The organism is Cellulomonas sp. P4_A2, from assembly GCF_056402515.1.
This window is the reverse complement of sequence record NZ_JBFUHG010000005.1, coordinates 102,636-119,737: the sequence shown is the minus strand read 5'-3', so window position 1 is coordinate 119,737 and position 17,102 is coordinate 102,636. Positions and strand designations below refer to the sequence as shown.

The following is a 17,102-nucleotide window of genomic DNA, read 5'->3' as shown; positions in this document are numbered from 1 at the left end:
GCCCGTAGCAGGGGGCGCCGTCGCCCGGCCCGGGCGCCCTCGACGCGTGCGCGGCCGAGCGGTCGGGCGCGACAGGCCCGGCGATGAACCGGGCGTCCTCGCGCCGCCCTGAGACACTGGGGGCTGCGGTCGTCGGTGACGGTCGCACGACCGGACGGGCGACGAGAGGTGACACACGTGGGCGAGCTGCCGCTGAGGTTGGCGGTGGTCGGCGACGAGCTCGTGGCCGGCGCGGGCGACCCGAAGGGTCTGGGCTGGCTGGGCCGCGTGGCCGCGCGGACGCCGACGGCTGACCCGCTGATCGCCATGGCCCTCGCGGTGCCCGGCGAGACGAGCACGGGCCTCGGCGCCCGCTGGGACGACGAGGTCACGCGCCGCTTCTCCCCCGAGGCCGACAACCGTCTGGTCGTCGCGCTCGGGCGGGCCGACGTCGCCGCGGGCCTGTCGCTCGCGCGCAGCCGGCTCAACCTGGCCAACATCCTCGACGTGGCCGAGCAGCGCCGGATCCCCGCGTTCGTCGTCGGCCCCCCGCCCGGCAGCACCGCCGATGCCGAGAAGCTCGGCGACCTGTCAGCGGCGTTCGCGGACGTCGCCACCCGGCGGCGCGTGCCGTTCGTCGACACGTTCACCCCGCTCGCCTCGCACGAGCAGTGGCTCGGCGACCTTGCGGCCGGCGACGGGATCCTGCCCGGGCAGGCCGGCTACGGCCTCATGGCGTGGCTGGTGCTGCACACCGGGTGGCACACGTGGCTGGGTCTGCCGGACGACGGCGGCGCCTGAGCGCCACCGGTCCCACAGGGTCATCGCAACGTTCCCCGCACGGCCGTCAGCGCGGTGTCGAGGACGGTCCGCAGGGTGTCGACCGTGAGCTGCTCGACCTTTCCCTGGGCGTCGGCCTTGCGCAGCTCCGCCCGGATCTCGTCGCGGAACCGCTGCAGCATGACCTCGGCGTCGACCCACCGCACGTGCGAGGTGGTGCGAGCGTCGGCCGCGCTGGCGTCCGGGTGGTGCGGCACGGCGTCGGCGCGGGCCTTCTGCGCGGCCGCGGCGAGGTCCGCACGCAGCCCGCGCATCGAGCCGCGGACGTCGTCGCGCACCTGGGCGGCCCGCTCGCGGACCGACTCGGCGATCCCCTCCTCCAGCGAGGCGAGGTCACCGCGACGAGCCTCGAGCTCCGCCCGACCGGCGTCGGTGAGCGCGTACGTGCTCTTGCGCTCCTCGTCGACCCGCACGACCAGGCCCTCCTCCTCGAGCCGGGCCAGGCGCGGGTAGACCGTCCCGGGGCTCGGCCGGTAGGTGCCGCCGAAGCGGTCCGACAGGTCCGTGATCAGCTCGTAGCCGTGCTTGGGCCCGGACTCCAGGAGGGACAGCAGGTAGAGCCGCAGCTGTCCGTGGGCGAAGACCGGCGCCATCATCAGGCCACCCCGTCGGCAACGCCGGAGCCCCGCAGCACGGTCACGTGACCGGACACCGTGCTGGCCGAGACGAAGCACGCGCCGTCGCCGGAGCGCAGGTCGACCTTGCGCTGGCCGGGCGACGAGCCCTTGTACTCCTCGCCGTCCACGACGAGCCGCCCGGAGACGGACTTCGCCTTGACCTGGACACCCTTGCCCGCCGGGAGGCGCACGGTGACGTCGCCAGAGACCGTCGACGCGGTGACGCTCGAGGTGCCGGAGTGCACGTCGAGCGTCAGCGAGCCGGAGACCGAGTTGGCCTGCACGAGGCTCAGCTCTCCGGACGCCGCCAGCTCGCCGGACACGGAGTTGAGCCGCAGGTCGCCGCGGTGGTCGCGCACGACGATCTCGCCGGAGACCGTCTTGGCGCCGAGCCGACCGCGGGTGCCGTCGGTGATGAGGGTGCCCGAGACGGTGGACACCGACGCGTCCTCGACGACGCCGGCGAGCAGGCCGTCGGCGCTCACGGTGCCGACCCGCGCCCGCACCTCGCGCGGCACGGCGATGTGCACGTCCGCGCGGTCCTTGCCGCTGAAGTTGCGGAACTTCTCCAGGAAGCTCTCCCAGCCGCCCAGCGTGAACTGGTACCCGACGCGCAGCTCACCGCCCGACAGCGTGATCTCGAGGGGCCGCCCGTCGACCGCGTGCACCTCGATGCGGGCACCCGGCCCGTCGTGCGCGACGACGTCGACCCGCCCCCCGGCCAGCTGGACCTGCAGGGCGCTGATCGCCTCGATCTCGATGATCTGCGGGCCGGCGACGACCCACGACTCGGTTGCCATGACGCTCTCCATTCGCGATATATCTCGTTCCGTCAAACACGTTATATCGCGTCTCGTCGGAAGGCAAGCCGTGCCGGGAGACAGAACGAGCCCGGACCCTGTGCGGGTCCGGGCTCGTCCGGTGGAGCGTTCGGTGGGTCAGCCGACGAGACCGGCCTGACGCAGCTCGACCGTGAGGTCGTGCGGGCTGGTGGACGCCGACAGCGCCTCGTCGAACGTGATGACGTCGTCGCGGACCAGCTGGAAGAGGTGCTGGTCGAACGTTTGCATCTTGTAGAAGTCACCCTCGCGGATGAGGTCGATGAGCGGCGGCGCATCGGCCGGCTCGAGGATCGCGTCACGCGTACGGCCGGTGTTGATCATGACCTCGATCGCGGGACGCCGGCCGGTGCCGTCGGCCAGCCGGACGAGGCGCTGCGACACGATCCCGCGCAGGGCCTGGGCCAGCGCGATGCGGACCTGCTTCTGCTCGTGCGGCGGGAAGAAGTCGATGACGCGGTTGATCGTCTCGGCCGCGTCGATGGTGTGCAGCGTCGACAGCACGAGGTGGCCGGTCTCGGCGGCGGACAGGGCCGCACGGACGGTCTCGACGTCACGCATCTCACCCACGAGGATGACGTCGGGGTCCTGCCGCATCGCGGCACGCAGCGCCACGGTGAAGTCGGCGGTGTCCTGGCGCACCTCGCGCTGCGAGACGATCGCCTTCTTGTCCTGGTGCAGGATCTCGATCGGGTCCTCGATCGTGACGATGTTGACCTCTTTGTAGGTGTTGATGAGGTCGACCATCGACGCGAGCGTCGTCGTCTTGCCGGAGCCGGTCGGGCCCGTGACCAGGACGAGACCGCGAGGCTCGAGGGCCAGCTGGCCGATCACCTCGGGCAGCGCCAGGTCACCGAGCGCCTGAGCGCCGACGGCGACCCGCCGGAACACCAGGCCGTAGGTGCCACGGGCCTGGTACGCGTTGACACGGAACCGGCCCACGCCGGGGACCGAGTACGCGAAGTCCGCCTCGTGGTTGGTACGGAAGTGGTCGACGAGATCGTCGGGGATGACCTCCTCGAGCATGCGCTCGGTGTCGGCCGGCTTGAGGTCCGGCACCTGCAGCTTGCGCAGGCGGCCGTCCACGCGGACGCGAGGCGCGGAGCCGACCTTGCAGTGCAGGTCGGAGCCGCCCGTGCTCGCGAGGGCGTGCAGGAACGGGATCACTGACTGTGTCGGCTGGCTCACCCCGTAGTCATCGGACAACTGGCCCGATGACTTGAGGACCCTGGGGATGTGGGACCATGGGTGGAGTCCGGCGCCMGCGCGCTGGCGTCGATACCGAGGAGATCCCATGAGCAAGCGAGGCCGCAAGCGCCGTTCCCGCAAGGGCAGCGCCGCGAACCACGGCAACCGTCCCAACGCCTGACGGTACGAGAAAGGCCCGGTGCATCCGCMCSGGGCCTTCTTTGTTGCACTCAGTCGAGCGTCGTCGTCACTCTCATGACGGTCAGCTGCTCGTGGATGCGGACGCGGAGCGTGTCCGGCGCCACCTCCTGGCAGCCACGACGCACCAGGTTCTTCACGACGACCTCGACGTCGTACTCCTCCAGGCAGCCCTGGCACTCGGCCAGGTGCGCGCGGACGACCTCGGAGTCGGGCGCCTCGAGCTCGGCGTCGAGGTACTCCCACAACCGGTCGAGAGCGTCGGCGCAGTTGTTGCCGCACGCGCCTGAGTACATGGAAGTCGGCGACGCGTCCTCGGGGGCCGACTCGTCCCACTCGTTCATCACGAAACCTCCGGCGTGGTGGGGGCCGCGGCGACGAGTCCGCGCCCACGCGCATAGTCCGACAGCATCTCGCGGAGCTGGGCTCGCCCGCGGTGCAGCCGGGACATGACCGTCCCGATCGGTGTTCCCATGATCTCGGCGATCTCCTTGTACGCAAAGCCCTCGACGTCGGCCAGGTACACGGCGATGCGGAACTCCTCGGGGATGCGCTGCAGGGCGTCCTTCACGTCGGAGTCCGGCAGGTGGTCCAGCGCCTCGGCCTCGGCGGACCGGAGCCCGGCCGACGTGTGCGACTCCGCACGCGCCAGCTGCCAGTCCTCGATCTCCTCGGAGCGGGACTGCTGAGGCTCACGCTGCTTCTTGCGGTACGAGTTGATGTACGTGTTGGTGAGGATCCGGTACAGCCACGCCTTGAGGTTGGTGCCCGGGCGGTACTGGTGGAAGGCGGCGAACGCCTTCGCGAACGTCTCCTGCACCAGGTCCTCGGCGTCGGCCGGGTTGCGCGTCATGCGCAGGGCAGCGCCGTACAGCTGGTCCAGGTAGACCAGCGCCTCTGCCTCGAACCGCTCGGTGCGGGCCGCGTCGTCCTCGGCCTCGGGTGCGCGGTTGGTGTCCTCGCTCATCGCGGTCGAGCCTAGCCCCGCGAACGAGGGGCCACCGACCGGCGTGGGCCACGCCACAACGGGCTCCTGTGCCTTGTCGGTGGGGACGCTGAGAGCCCAACCGGTCAGGGCGGGCGTCGTGGGTCGGGTCTCGAGGGTGGAACAGGTCACGGAAGGCACAACGGCGCTGGCACGCGACCCATTCCCCACCCTGTCCCACCTGCGCAACCGTGTCTGGCCCGGCGTCGCCAACGAGTCGAACCGGCACTAGCGTGGCGGGCATGACGACCATCTCGGACGACTCCACCTACCTGCGGCTGCTGCGCGAGCAGATCGGCCACGAGTTCGACGCCCACCAGCAGTACGTCGCCATCGCCGTCTGGTTCGACGGCCAGGACCTGCCGCAGCTCGCGTCGCACTACTACCGGCAGGCTCTCGAGGAGCGCAACCACGCACTCATGATCGTGCGCTACCTCCTCGACCGGGACCTCGCCGTCGAGATCCCCGCCGGCAGCCCGGTGCGCAACGACTTCGACAAGGTCACCGAGCCGATCGCCCTGGCCCTCGCCCAGGAGAAGCAGGTCACCGCCCAGATCGAGGCGATCTTCCGCGCCGCCCGCGCCGAGAACGACGCGCTGGGCGAGCAGTTCCTGCTCTGGTTCCTCAAGGAGCAGGTCGAGGAGGTCGCCTCGGCGACGACCCTGCTGACGGTCGCCACGCGTGCCGGCGACAACCTGTTCGACCTCGAGAACTACGTCGCCCGCGAGCAGATCGGTGACGGCGGCGTGTCCGCCGACGCACCGACCGCCGCCGGCGGGGCCCTCTGAGAAGGAGACGACCGTGCTGCTGCGCCGTGTGGCCCGTCCGCTGTTCGCCTCGTGGTTCGTCTCGGAGGGTCTGGACGTCGTGCGCCATCCGTCCGCCCACGCCGACGAGGCGCGGGGCGCCCTGACCACGCTGCTCGGTCGCCTGCCGGCCTCGGTGCGGCAGGGGCCCGCGGGCGAGGTGATCGGCTACGAGCTGTCCGACCGACAGCTGACGACCGTCGTGCAGGTGCACGGCGCAGCGCTGGCGGGGGCGGGCATCCTGCTCTCGCTCAACAAGGCGCCCCGGATCGCCGCCCTCGCGCTCGCCGCGCTGACGGCGCCGCTGGTCCTGGTGAACCTGCCCCGCAAGAAGGGCACCGAGACGAAGCTGGAGCGCAGGGCGCGGCGCGAGCGGTTCGTGCGGGCGCTGGCCTTCACCGCCGGGGCCGTGCTCGCGGCGGCCGACTACGAGGGTCGCCCGGGCATCGCCTGGCGGGTCCAGCGGGCGCGCCTGGAGCGGTCGGAGGCCCACTAACCTGGGTGCCATGACATCCGCCCCCTCCGTCGACCTCTGGTCGGCGCCGGTCACCGCCGGACCCCTCGACGCGCTCGTCGAGGTCCCCGGGTCGAAGTCCCTGACCAACCGCTACCTGGTGCTGGCCGCGCTCGGCGACGGTCCCGGACGCCTGCGCGGTGCGCTCCGGTCGCGGGACACGCTCCTCATGGCGGCCGCGGTCGGCGCGCTGGGCACGGGTGTCGACGAGGACGGCAGCGACTGGCTGGTCACGCCCGCGCCGCTGACGGGCGGCGCGACGATCCAGTGCGGCCTGGCGGGCACGGTCATGCGGTTCCTGCCCGCCGTGGCGGCGCTGGCCGACGGCCCGGTGCGGTTCGACGGCGACACGGCCGCGCTGGCCCGCCCGATGGGTCCGGTGCTGACCGCGCTGCGCGCCCTGGGCGTCCGCGTCGAGGAGCACGGCGAGCCGGGGCACTTGCCGTTCACGGTGCACGGGCGCGGTCGGCTCACCGGCGGCCAGGTGGACATCGACGCGTCGGAGTCCAGCCAGTTCGTCTCCGGGCTGCTCCTCGCGGCGGCAAGGTTCGAGCGCGGCCTCACGCTGCGGCACACGGGGCGCACGCTGCCGAGCCTCCCCCACATCGAGATGACCGTCGCCCTGCTGCGCGATGCCGGCGTCGAGGTGGACGACTCGCGGCCCTTCATCTGGCAGGTCGCCCCGGGCCCCATCGCCGGTCGCGACGTGCGCGTCGAGCCCGACCTCTCGAACGCCGCGCCGTTCCTGTGCGCCGCGCTCGTCTCCGGCGGGTCCGTGAGCGTCCCGGGCTGGCCGTCGCACACCACGCAGCCCGGCGGGCTGCTCCCGGGGATCCTCGAGCGCATGGGCGCCACGACGAGCCTGGACGGCGACGGGCTCACCGTCAGCGGGACCGGCGCGATCCACGGCCTGGACCTGGACCTGCACGCCGCCGGCGAGATCGCCCCGACCATCGCCGCGCTGGCCGCCCTGGCAGACTCGCCCACCCGGCTGCGTGGCATCGCGCACCTGCGCGGGCACGAGACCGACCGGCTCGCCGCCCTCGCGGCCGAGATCACGCGCGTCGGCGGTCAGGCCGAGCAGACGTCGGACGGCCTGGTCATCACGCCCCGGCCGCTGACCGGTGCCGTGTGGCGCACGTACGAGGACCACCGGATGGCCACCGCGGGTGCGCTCATCGGCCTGCGGGTGCCGGGCATCGAGGTGGAGGACGTCGCGACGACGGCCAAGACGCTGCCCGACTTCGTCGGCCTGTGGTCGGACATGCTGCTGGGGACCCGGACGCCCGCCTGATGGCTCAACGGCGCTACGACGAGCGGGACGTCCGTATCCGTCCCGGTCGCGGCTCGCGCCCCCGCACCAAGCAGCGCCCCGAGCACGCCGACGCCGAGGTCGCCCTCGTCACCGCCGTCGACCGCGGCCGGTACGCGATCCTCGTCGACCCCGACGGGCCCGACGAGCGCGTCGCCATCGCGATGAAGGCCCGCGAGCTGGGCCGCGACCGCGTGGTTCCCGGCGACCGCGTCGACATCGTCGGCGACACGTCCGGCGCCGAGGGCTCGCTGTCGCGGATCGTGCGCATCCAGGACCGCCGGACCGTGCTGCGCCGCACCGCCGACGACACCGACCCGGTCGAGCGGATCATCGTCGCCAATGCCGACCAGCTCGTGATCGTGACCGCCCTGGCCGACCCCGAGCCACGCACCCGCATGATCGACCGCTGCGTCGCCGCCGCCTACGACGCGCGCATGGACGCCCTGCTCGCGCTGACCAAGGCCGACCTCGCCGACCCCGCGACGCTCGTCGACATGTACGCACCGATCGGCGTGCAGGTCGTCGTGAGCAGCCGGGGGGACGAGAGCGTCATCGAGGGGCTGGACGAGATCCGCGACGCGCTGGACGGGCGGACGTCCGTGCTCGTCGGACACTCCGGCGTGGGCAAGTCGACGCTGGTGAACGCGCTGGTCCCGGGCACGGGGCGCGCGGTCGGCGTCGTCAACGACGTGACCGGCCGCGGCCGGCACACCTCCAGCTCCGCGGTCGCGCTGCGGGTGCCCGGCACACGCGAGCCCACGTGGGTCATCGACACCCCCGGCGTGCGCTCGTTCGGGTTGGCACACGTGGACCCGCAGCACCTGCTGGGCGCGTTCGCGGACCTCGCCGCGGTGGCCGAGGGGTGCCCGCGTGGCTGCACGCACGCGGACGACGCCCCCGACTGCGCGCTCGACGAGTGGGTGCAGGACTCGCCGGACGAGGTCACGAAGGCCGCGCGGGGAGCCCGCCTCGAGTCGTTCCGGCGGCTCCTGGCGAGCAGGCTGGGGTCGGCCGAACCCGAGCAGCGGGAGACCGCGCGCCCCTGACGTGCGACGACGGGCCAGCCGATACCGTGTTGGGCATGAGCATCCGCCCGGGGTACGACGACGACCTGCGCCTCGCCCACGTCATCGCCGACCAGGTGGACTCGATCACGATGGCCCGCTTCAAGGCCCTCGACCTGCACGTGGAGACCAAGCCGGACCTGACGCCGGTGTCCGACGCGGACAAGACGGCCGAGGAGGTCATCCGCGGCCAGCTGTCCCGGGCGCGCCCGCGCGACGCGGTGCACGGCGAGGAGATGGGCGACACCGGTCACGGGCCGCGGCGGTGGGTGGTCGACCCCATCGACGGCACCAAGAACTTCGTCCGCGGGGTGCCCGTGTGGGCCACGCTCATCGGGCTGCTCGACGGCGACCAGGTGGTGCTGGGCCTGGTCAGCGCGCCGGCGCTCGGCCGGCGCTGGTGGGCCGCCGTCGGGTCGGGCGCCTGGACCGGCAAGTCGCTCGCCGCGGCGAGCCGGCTGCAGGTGTCGAAGGTCGACCGCCTCGCCGACGCCTCCCTGTCGTACTCGAGCCTGTCGGGGTGGGAGGAGCAGGGTCTGCTCGACCCGTTCCTCGACCTCACGCGCCGCACGTGGCGCACCCGCGCGTACGGCGACTTCTGGTCGCACGTGCTGGTCGCGGAGGGCGCCGTGGACCTCTCCGCCGAGCCGGAGCTCGCGCTGCACGACATGGCCGCGCTGGTCCCCATCGTCACCGAGGCCGGCGGCACGTTCACCTCGATCCGGGGCGTGCCCGGCCCGTTCGGTGGGTCCGCGCTCGTGTCCAACGGCCGCCTGCACCAGGCTGCGCTCGACGTGCTGGACCCGCTGCCGCAGGCTTGACCGTGTGAGCACCGACGACCGCAGCGCCCGAGCGTCCTCCTTCGAGTCCGGGGCCGCCGTGTACCGGGCGACGCGTCCGTCGTACCCCGACGAGGCCGTCCGCTGGTCCGTGCCCGCGTCCGCGCGCGACGTGCTCGACCTGGCGGCGGGCACCGGCAAGCTGACCGAGCGTCTCGTCGCGCTGGGGTACCACGTGGTCGCCGTCGAACCGTCGGACGCGATGCGAGCCGAGCTGACCACGCTCCTGCCGTCCGTCGAGTCGCACGCGGGTACCGCCGAGGCCATGGACCTGCCCGACGCGTGCGTCGACGCGGTGACGATCGCGCAGGCCTGGCACTGGGTCGACGAGCCCGCGGCGTCCGCCGAGATCGCCCGCGTGCTGCGGCCCGGCGGGCAGGTGGCCGCGATCTGGAACATCCGCGACACGACGGTCGACTGGGTCGGTCGCTGGACGGAGATCGTGCACCGCGGCGACACCCTCGGACCCGGGCTCAAGTACGGGGACCCCGTCTTCGGGTCGTCGTTCACCGACGTCGAGCGGGCGACGTTCCACTGGACGCAGCCCTTGCGCCCGGGCGACCTGCGCCTGCTCGCCAACAGCCGCAGCCACCTTCTCCTGCTTCCCGACGACGAGCGCGACGCGCTGCTCGACGAGGTCGACGACCTCGTCGCGACCCATCCCGACCTGCGCGGACGCGACGTGATCGACGTGCCGTACCGCACGGAGTGCTACCGGTCGCGCCTGCGATAGGCCATCATCGCTCGGCGCCGTGGCGATCGGTCCTGACCTGGACGACGGCACTACGCCTTGAGCGTCAGCACCTCGGGCAGCTGGTCGAGCGACGCGATGACGCGCACGCCCGCCTCCTGGGCGGCGGCCAGGTCCTGCGGCAGCACCGGCAGCCGCCGTGCGCCCGGACGGTCCAGCCAGATCCCGACGAGGCCGGCCGCCCGCGCCGCGCGCGCGTCGACGTCGAGCTCGTCGCCCACGTAGGCCGTCCGGGCAGGCTCGGTGCCGAGCCGCCGGCACGCCTCCTCGAACACGCGAGGGTCGGGCTTGCCGAACCCGAGGGTGTCGACGCCGACCAGGAGCGGGACGCGGTCGGCGAGGCCCGTGCGCTCGAGCTTGTCGGTCTGGTACGCGAGCGCGGCGTTGGTCAGGGCGCCGACGTGCAGGCCCGCGTCGACCAGCCGAGCCAGGACGCCGTCCACGTCCTCGTGGGCCGCCCAGGCGTCGCGGAAGCTCGCGTCGAACACGTCGTCCCACGCGGCGTAGGCGGCGTCGTCCAGGACCGGGCCGCCGAACTCGGCGTGCAGCTCGTTGGCGCGGGACATCCGCTGCTCGACCTGACCGATCTCGCCCCGCGTGTACCGACCGAAGTGGTCGTTCACGTCGGCCCGCCAGAACGTCACCAGGTCGGCGTCCCGGTCGGGTGTCACGTCGGGCAGGTAGCGCCGGGCGATCGTCGCCAGGGCCGTGCCGAACGCTCCCCGGGTGTCCACCAGAGTGTCGTCGATGTCGAACAGGATTCCGTCGATGGGGTGCAGGCTCACGGCGACGGGCTGCTCAGACCGTCGCGCGCAGTGCGGTGAGCCGGGCCAGGGTCGCGTCGCGGCCCAGGATCTCCATCGACTCGAACAGCGGCGGCGAGATGCGGCGGCCGCTGATCGCCACGCGCAGCGGCGTGAACGCGAACCGCGGCTTGAGCGCCAGGCCGCCCTCGTCGACCAGCGCAGCCTGCAGGGCGGTCTGCGTGGCCTCCGTCGTGAACGCGTCGGCGGGGACCTGCTCCAGCGCCGCGATCGAGGCGTCCAGGACGGCCGGGGTCTCCTCGCGCAGCGCCCCGCGGGCGTCGTCGGCGATCTCGAGCGCGTCGTCCGCCACGAACAGGAAGCCGAGCATGCCCACGGCCTCGCCGAGCAGCGTGATCCGCTCCTGGATCAGCGGGGCACCCGCGTCGAGGAGCGCCCGGTGCTCCTGCGACAGGTCCGCGTACGAGTCGGCCGGCACGAGGCCCGCGCGGTGCAGGTAGGGCACCAGGCGGTCGCGGAAGTCGTCGGGCGCGAGCAGGCGGACGTGCGCCGAGTTGATGGCCTCGGCCTTCTTCTGGTCGAAGCGCGCGGGGTTCGGGTTCACGTCCGCGACGTCGAACGCGGCGACCATCTCGTCCATCGTGAAGATGTCGCGGTCCGGTCCGATCGACCAGCCGAGCAGCGCGAGGTAGTTGAGCAGCCCCTCGGGCGTCATGCCGTGGTCGCGGTGCAGGAAGAGGTCCGCCTGCGGGTCGCGCTTGGACAGCTTCTTGTTGCCCTCGCCGAGCACCGACGGCAGGTGACCGAACGTGGGCATCACGGTGGCGACACCCAGCTCCAGCAGTGCGCGGTAGAGCGCGATCTGGCGGGGGGTCGACGAGAGCAGGTCCTCGCCGCGCAGCACGTGCGTGATGCCCATGAGGGCGTCGTCGACCGGGTTGACCAGCGTGTACAGCGGCTGCCCGTTGGCGCGCACGATGACGAAGTCCGGCACCGAGCCCGGCTGGAACGTGATCTCGCCTCGGACCAGGTCCGTGAACGTGATGTCGTCGTCGGGCATCCGCAGCCGCAGCGTGGCCTCGCGGCCCTCCGCCCGGTAGGCGGCCTTCTGCTCGTCGGACAGGTCGCGGTCCGCGCCGTCGTAGCCGAGCTTCGGGTCGCGACCCGCCGCCCGGTGACGGGCCTCGATCTCCTCGGGCGTCGAGAAGGACTCGTACGCGTACCCGCCCTCGACGAGCCGACGCACGACGTCGGCGTACAGGTCCGAGCGCTGCGACTGCCGGTACGGCTCGTGCGGGCCGCCGACCTCGACGCCCTCGTCCCAGTCCAGGCCGAGCCAGCGCAGCGCGTCGAGGAGCTGCAGGTACGACTCCTGCGAGTCGCGCGCCGCGTCGGTGTCCTCGATGCGGAACACGAACGTGCCGCCCGTGTGGCGCGCGTACGCCCAGTTGAACAGTGCCGTCCGGATCAGGCCGACGTGCGGCGTACCGGTGGGCGAGGGGCAGAAGCGGACGCGCACGGCAGCGCTCGCGGGAGCAGAGGAGGTCACAGGCTCCAGGTTAGTCGGGCTGCCTCGGTGGTCGGTGGCGGCGCAGGACCGATCAGCCCAGGTACGACAGCAGGAAGAGAAGAGCTCCGATGCCCGACAGGACCAGCCCCGTGACGGCGCGACCCATGCCGACAGCCGTCGGGTAGCCCTCCGCCTTGATGCCACGGGCGTTCTTGATCGCGCGCACCGCCACGAGGATCGCGATGGCCGAGATGATCGCGTAGCCCAGGAAGAGCAGGACGCCGAGCACGAGGATGCCGAGGACCAGCGCCACGGTCGCGAGGCCGTTCTTCGGCTTGGTGAGCGGGCCTGCCGCCTGGCCGGACCAGCCGGCGGTCGGGTATCCGGTCACGGCTCCCGGGTAGGCCGGGGCAGACCCGTACCCCGACGCCGGGAAGGCCGACACCTGATTCGCGTGGCCCGGGTGCCCGTAGCCGCCCGGGACCATCGGGGCGGTCCACGGCTCGGGCGCAGGCGCCACAGCCGGCTGCGTGTGCTCGGTCCAGCGCGCCCCGTCCCACCACCGGTGCCCGGCCACACCCTGCGGGTCCTGGTACCAGCCCGCAGCGACGGAAGGTTCGGTCTGGCCGTACGGCACGCTCATTCGTTCATCCTTGGCTCAGGTGATCTCCGACGCAGGACGAGGCAGCCGACCACGTGCGCTGCCCGTACGCCGAGTCGGCGCCCCCAACCCCCTATCGGCACGCTGCGCCGCGCACTTCACCCCATCCGGAACGCGAGCCGCCCGCGACTCGTCGTGACGCCTGCCGGCCGAACGCCTGACGTGCGTCACCACCCGCCGGTCGTCAGCGACCCGTTGCCGACTCCGCGCGGCACGAAGACCCTCGCCAGGATCGGGGTCTCGGCGAGTGGTGGTCGATGACCATCAGTGGCGGCGCAGGACCGGGTTCCTCAGGACGCCGATCTCCTCCACCTCGACCTCGACGATGTCGCGGTCCACGATCGGGCTGACGCCCGCCGGGGTGCCGGTGAGGATGAGGTCGCCGGGCAGGAGCGTGAACACCTCGGAGACGTACGACACCAGGTAGGCGGCGTCGAAGATCATCTGCGACGTGCGGCCGTCCTGCTTGAGGTCGCCGTTGACGCGGGCGCGGACGTACAGGTCGTCGACGTCGAGGCCGGGGACGATCCACGGCCCGATCGGGCACGAGCCGTCGAAGCCCTTGCCGCGGGTCCACTGGCTGTCGGCGCGCTGCACGTCACGGGCGGTGACGTCGTTGGCGACCGTGAACCCGAACACGTGGTCCAGGGCGCGGTCGGCGGTCACGTCCTTGGTGACCTTGCCGATGACGATGGCCAGCTCGGCCTCGTGCTCGACGTGCTCGGTCCAGTCGGGCAGGACGATCGGGTCGTCGGGACCGATCACGGAGGTGTTGGGCTTGAGGAAGAGGAGCGGCGCCGCCGGTACCTCGTTGCCCATCTCGGCGGCGTGCTCGGCGTAGTTGCGGCCGACACCGACGATCTTGGACCTCGGGATGACCGGGGCGAGCAGCCGGACGCTGTCGTCGTCGAGCCGGATCTGCTCCCCGGTGGGCTGCACCGGCGTGTAGAGCGGGTCGCCCGTGATGACCACGAGCTCCTCGGATCCGGCGGGACCGTCGACCAGGGCGTAGCGGGGGTCTCCCCCGGTGGTGAACCTTGCGATGCGCACGCCTCAGGGTAGTCGGGCGACCGAAGTGTTCGAGATTCGCCCGGATGCCCGGAGATCTCACCCCACGCGATCGAGTGAGTCCTGGACAGTCGTCTAGGTGCTAGGACCTACGCTCGTCAGGCCCGGAACGGATGCCGGGTCGAACAGGCAGGAACAGTCATGATGACGCCCGCAGGACCCCGACAGCCTCGTCGACCCCGCACGCACCGCGGCTCGGCGACGAAGGCGATCGCCACGGCCGCGCTCGCGGTCGTGGCCCTCGTCGTCGGCACAGGCCTTGCGGGCCCCGCCGTGGCGGCCGGCGGCACGCCGCTCATCGACTGGTCGTTCACGACGGCCACGGCACCGGCCGGCTACAGCTTCCTCGGCCGGGCCTGCCTGACCGCGGCAGCGCCTGCCACGGCGCGCGAGTGCCTGACGCCTGCGGGCGAGACGGTCGGCCCCGTGCCGGCGCAGGGCGTCGCACCGGGCTGGCTGCAGCTCACGAACGCCTCGACCGGGCCTAGCTGGGGCGGCGTCGCGGGCTCGTTGCTGTACGACGTCCCGGTGCCCGCGTCCGCGGGGCTCGTGGTGACGTTCGACCAGGTCCAGTACGGCGGCACGGGCGCCGACGGCATCGCGTTCTTCCTGTCCGACGGCACCTACGACCTCGACGACACCGGTGCGTTCGGCGGCTCGCTCGGGTACGCGCAGCGCGGCACCGGCGCGAACCCCGCTGCCGGCCGGATCGAGCCCGGCGTCGCCGGCGGCTACCTGGGCGTCGGCCTGGACGCGTACGGGAACTACACGAACGACGAGGAGGCGCGCGGGCGGGGGTGCGCGACCCCCTCCACCGCGACCGGACGGACGATCGACGCGGTCGCCCTGCGCGGACCTGGGCGTCTCGGGGTGCAGCCCGCGTGGACCGCGACCTCGACGTACCCCCGTGCGGACTGGGTCGAGGGCTACTGCCTGCTGGCGTCGAACCCGTTGAACGGCCTGACCCTGCGGAGCACGTCGACGCTCGCCCCCGACGCGACCACCACGGCCGCCATGCAGCGGCACGTGCGGGTGTCGATCGCCCCGCAGCCCGCCAGCACCACGGTCGGGCCGCAGGTCGTCGTGGAGATCGACTTCGGGGCCGGCTACCAGACGGTGCTCAGCGCGACCATGCCGGAGCCCGCGCCCCCGACGTACAAGTTCGGCTTCGCGGCGTCGACGGGCGGGTCGTCCGACGTGCACCTGGTCCGGAACGTGCACGTGGACACCACCACGCCGCTCGCCGAGCTCACCCTGATCAAGCAGGTGCCGGCCGCCGGTGCTCGGGTCGCCGGCTACGTCGTCGGCGAGTCCGTGCCGTACCAGTACGTCGTCTACAACACGGGGAACCGCACGCTGGCCGGCCTGGACATCACCGACCCGTCGCTGGACGCCCCGGCCACGTGCCCGACGGACCACCTCGACCCCGGCGGCTCGACGGTCTGCACGGGGATGCACGTGGTGACGGTCCAGGACCTCCAGGACCTGGTCACCGCCACCGCGCCCGGCCAGCCGCTCGTCTACTCACGCCCCGCGACGGCCCACGGCCTGGTCGCCGGCGCCTCGCTCGCGTCCGCCCCGTCGACGGCGCCCGTCCGGCTCAAGGCACCGGTCGGCACGATCCGCTCGATCGCCACGCTCGACGACCTGGACAACGACGGGCTGGCCGACGTCGGCGAGACGGTGCACTGGAGCTACGAGGTCACCGGCGACCCCGTCGTCGACCTGCACGACGTCACGGTCGAGACGCCGTCCGGCGCGGTCGTCGCGTGCGGCACGTTCGTCCTGCCCGCCGGTGCGGTGCACCTCTGCCAGGACCCGTCGCTGGTCACGGTCGTCTCCGCATCGGACGTGTCCGTCGGAAGCGTGTCGACCACGGCCCTGGCGCGCGGCGTGGACGTCGACGGTACGACCGTCACCACGGCACCGAGCGCGGCGACCGTCCCCGTGGCGCCTGCCCCGGCGCCCCCTGCTCCGGCCCCGCCGGCTCCCGCTCCGCCGGGCGTGACACCACCGACTCCACCCTCGGCTCCCGCGACGCCGTCTCCGGTCACCCCCGTCGGCGTGATCGTCCCCTCGGCACCGCAGGCCACGGTCCCCGCGGCGTCGGCCACGCCGGCGACGCCGACCCCCGAGCTCGCCATGACCGGCAGCGACCTGCGCATCGGGATCCTCGGGCTCGGCGCACTGTTCCTCGGCGGGGCATTCGTCGCGGTCTCCCGCCGACGTCGCGACGCCTGACCGACCCCGGTCAGGCGCGGGCGAGCACCTCGCCGTGCAGCACGGCGAACCAGCCCTCGGGCTGCTCGCCCCACTCGCGCCAGGCGTCGGCGAGCAGCTCCAGACCGACCTCGTCGGCAAGCCCGTGCGCGATGGCCTGCGCCGCGAAGTTCGACGCGACCGACCGATCGGCCCACAGGCCGGCCCACCAGGTGCGGTCCTCGGGCGTGGCGTAGCACCACACGCCTGCGCTCGGCACGATGCCCTCAGGCTCGAACCCGGCCTCGCGAACCCAGGCGAGCAGACGGCGCCCGGCGTTGGCCTCGGCGCCGTTGGCCTGCGTGACCTCGTGGTAGAGCGCGAGCCAGTCGTCGAGACCGGCGGACTGCGGGTACCAGGTCATGCCGGCGTAGTCCGCGTCGCGCACCGCGACGAGCCCGCCGGGACGGGCGACCCGGCGCATCTCGCGCAGTGCGGCGATCGGGTCGGTGAGGTGCTGCAGGACCTGGTGGGCGTGCACGACGTCGAACGAGTCGTCCTCGAACGGCAGCTCGTACGCGTCGGCCACCTGGAACGTCGCGTTCGACACCCCGGCGTCCGCGGCGGCCTTCTGCGCGATCTCGATGACGGCCGACGAGGAGTCCACGCCGACGACCGCGCCGGTGCTCAGGCGGGTGGCGAGGTCGATGGTCACCGACCCCGGACCGCAGCCCACGTCGAGCAGACGCGCGCCCGGGACGAGCGCCGGGAGCAGGTAGGCGGCGGAGTTCTCCGCGGTGCGCCAACGGTGCGAACGCAGCACGGACTCGTGGTGTCCATGGGTGTAGACGTCGGGGTGCGCCGGAGAGTTCACGTCGAACTGTAATCATCCCAGCGGGTCAGATTTCAACAATCGGAACGAACCGTTTCGACATGCGAGATTTTCGTCGCCCGGTCGGCTGTCC

19 protein-coding genes are annotated in these 17,102 nt (G+C 72.7%); 9 read left to right on the top strand and 10 right to left on the bottom strand.

Annotation, left to right across the window (positions count from 1 at the left end):
• Window positions 1–177 precede the first annotated feature (177 nt).
• Window positions 178–780, top strand: coding sequence for a GDSL-type esterase/lipase family protein (locus AC1DUE_RS06830; RefSeq protein WP_477038648.1), 603 nt, complete (start codon window positions 178–180; stop codon window positions 778–780).
• A 20-nt stretch (window positions 781–800) separates the two neighbouring features.
• On the opposite strand, the gene AC1DUE_RS06825 is transcribed toward AC1DUE_RS06830, so the two are convergent.
• The 3 genes from AC1DUE_RS06825 to AC1DUE_RS06815 form a co-directional block, all read right to left on the bottom strand.
• Window positions 801–1,415 (bottom strand): PadR family transcriptional regulator, encoded by a 615-nt coding sequence (locus AC1DUE_RS06825; protein ID WP_477038647.1) that lies wholly within the window; start codon window positions 1,413–1,415, stop codon window positions 801–803.
• Complete coding sequence (locus AC1DUE_RS06820; RefSeq protein WP_477038646.1) at window positions 1,415–2,236, bottom strand: DUF4097 family beta strand repeat-containing protein; 822 nt, start codon at window positions 2,234–2,236, stop codon at window positions 1,415–1,417. The genes AC1DUE_RS06825 and AC1DUE_RS06820 overlap by 1 nt, the downstream gene beginning before the upstream one ends.
• A gap of 138 nt (window positions 2,237–2,374) precedes the next feature.
• Window positions 2,375–3,463 carry a type IV pilus twitching motility protein PilT gene (locus AC1DUE_RS06815; protein ID WP_477038645.1) on the bottom strand — a complete coding sequence of 363 codons (1,089 nt, stop codon included), beginning with the start codon at window positions 3,461–3,463 and terminating at the stop codon, window positions 2,375–2,377.
• Window positions 3,464–3,569: 106 nt separating this feature from the next.
• Here AC1DUE_RS06815 and AC1DUE_RS06810 point away from each other — a divergent pair, with 106 nt between their 5' ends.
• Window positions 3,570–3,644 carry a 50S ribosomal protein bL37 gene (locus tag AC1DUE_RS06810; protein WP_155859599.1) on the top strand — a complete coding sequence of 25 codons (75 nt, stop codon included), beginning with the start codon at window positions 3,570–3,572 and terminating at the stop codon, window positions 3,642–3,644.
• 49 nt (window positions 3,645–3,693) lie between these two features.
• On the opposite strand, the gene rsrA is transcribed toward AC1DUE_RS06810, so the two are convergent.
• Window positions 3,694–4,005, bottom strand: a complete 312-nt coding sequence (gene rsrA / locus AC1DUE_RS06805) for a mycothiol system anti-sigma-R factor (RefSeq protein WP_477038644.1) — start codon at window positions 4,003–4,005, stop codon at window positions 3,694–3,696.
• Entirely contained in the window at window positions 4,005–4,736 is a 732-nt protein-coding gene (locus AC1DUE_RS06800; protein ID WP_477038829.1) for a sigma-70 family RNA polymerase sigma factor, read from the bottom strand. Before AC1DUE_RS06800 ends, rsrA begins: the two co-directional genes overlap by 1 nt.
• 152 nt (window positions 4,737–4,888) lie before the next feature.
• On the opposite strand from AC1DUE_RS06800, the gene AC1DUE_RS06795 reads away from it, so the two are divergent.
• From AC1DUE_RS06795 to AC1DUE_RS06770, 6 genes are read left to right on the top strand one after another with little or no spacing between them, the layout of a single operon-like run.
• Window positions 4,889–5,434, top strand: a complete 546-nt coding sequence (locus tag AC1DUE_RS06795) for a ferritin (protein ID WP_477038643.1) — start codon at window positions 4,889–4,891, stop codon at window positions 5,432–5,434.
• Between the two features lie 13 nt (window positions 5,435–5,447).
• Entirely contained in the window at window positions 5,448–5,948 is a 501-nt protein-coding gene (locus tag AC1DUE_RS06790) for a DoxX family protein (protein ID WP_477038642.1), read from the top strand.
• Between the two features lie 10 nt (window positions 5,949–5,958).
• Window positions 5,959–7,260, top strand: a complete 1,302-nt coding sequence (aroA, locus tag AC1DUE_RS06785; protein WP_477038641.1) for a 3-phosphoshikimate 1-carboxyvinyltransferase — start codon at window positions 5,959–5,961, stop codon at window positions 7,258–7,260.
• Window positions 7,260–8,327: a ribosome small subunit-dependent GTPase A gene (rsgA, locus tag AC1DUE_RS06780; protein WP_477038640.1), complete on the top strand. Its 1,068-nt coding sequence runs from the start codon at window positions 7,260–7,262 to the stop codon at window positions 8,325–8,327. The genes aroA and rsgA overlap by 1 nt, the downstream gene beginning before the upstream one ends.
• Window positions 8,328–8,362: 35 nt before the next feature.
• Entirely contained in the window at window positions 8,363–9,166 is an 804-nt protein-coding gene (gene hisN, locus AC1DUE_RS06775; RefSeq protein ID WP_477038639.1) for a histidinol-phosphatase, read from the top strand.
• Window positions 9,167–9,170: 4 nt separating this feature from the next.
• On the top strand, window positions 9,171–9,917 hold the full coding sequence (locus AC1DUE_RS06770) for a class I SAM-dependent methyltransferase (RefSeq protein WP_477038638.1): 747 nt from the start codon (window positions 9,171–9,173) through the stop codon (window positions 9,915–9,917).
• Between the two features lie 50 nt (window positions 9,918–9,967).
• Here AC1DUE_RS06770 and AC1DUE_RS06765 read toward each other — a convergent pair whose 3' ends face one another.
• From AC1DUE_RS06765 to AC1DUE_RS06750, 4 genes are all read right to left on the bottom strand, one after another.
• A complete protein-coding gene (locus tag AC1DUE_RS06765; protein ID WP_477038637.1) occupies window positions 9,968–10,720 on the bottom strand; it encodes an HAD family hydrolase in 753 nt (250 codons plus the stop codon).
• 13 nt (window positions 10,721–10,733) lie between these two features.
• Window positions 10,734–12,248 carry a glutamate--tRNA ligase gene (gene gltX, locus AC1DUE_RS06760; RefSeq protein WP_477038636.1) on the bottom strand — a complete coding sequence of 505 codons (1,515 nt, stop codon included), beginning with the start codon at window positions 12,246–12,248 and terminating at the stop codon, window positions 10,734–10,736.
• 52 nt (window positions 12,249–12,300) lie between these two features.
• On the bottom strand, window positions 12,301–12,852 hold the full coding sequence (locus AC1DUE_RS06755; protein WP_477038635.1) for a DUF2510 domain-containing protein: 552 nt from the start codon (window positions 12,850–12,852) through the stop codon (window positions 12,301–12,303).
• A 282-nt stretch (window positions 12,853–13,134) separates the two neighbouring features.
• Window positions 13,135–13,920 carry a fumarylacetoacetate hydrolase family protein gene (locus AC1DUE_RS06750; protein ID WP_477038634.1) on the bottom strand — a complete coding sequence of 262 codons (786 nt, stop codon included), beginning with the start codon at window positions 13,918–13,920 and terminating at the stop codon, window positions 13,135–13,137.
• A 159-nt stretch (window positions 13,921–14,079) separates the two neighbouring features.
• On the opposite strand from AC1DUE_RS06750, the gene AC1DUE_RS06745 reads away from it, so the two are divergent.
• Window positions 14,080–16,179: a DUF7507 domain-containing protein gene (locus tag AC1DUE_RS06745; protein WP_477038633.1), complete on the top strand. Its 2,100-nt coding sequence runs from the start codon at window positions 14,080–14,082 to the stop codon at window positions 16,177–16,179.
• 10 nt (window positions 16,180–16,189) lie between these two features.
• Here the strand turns inward: AC1DUE_RS06745 and AC1DUE_RS06740 are convergent, their stop codons facing one another.
• Entirely contained in the window at window positions 16,190–17,011 is an 822-nt protein-coding gene (locus AC1DUE_RS06740; protein ID WP_477038632.1) for a methyltransferase domain-containing protein, read from the bottom strand.
• Between the last annotated feature and the right edge of the window lie 91 nt (window positions 17,012–17,102).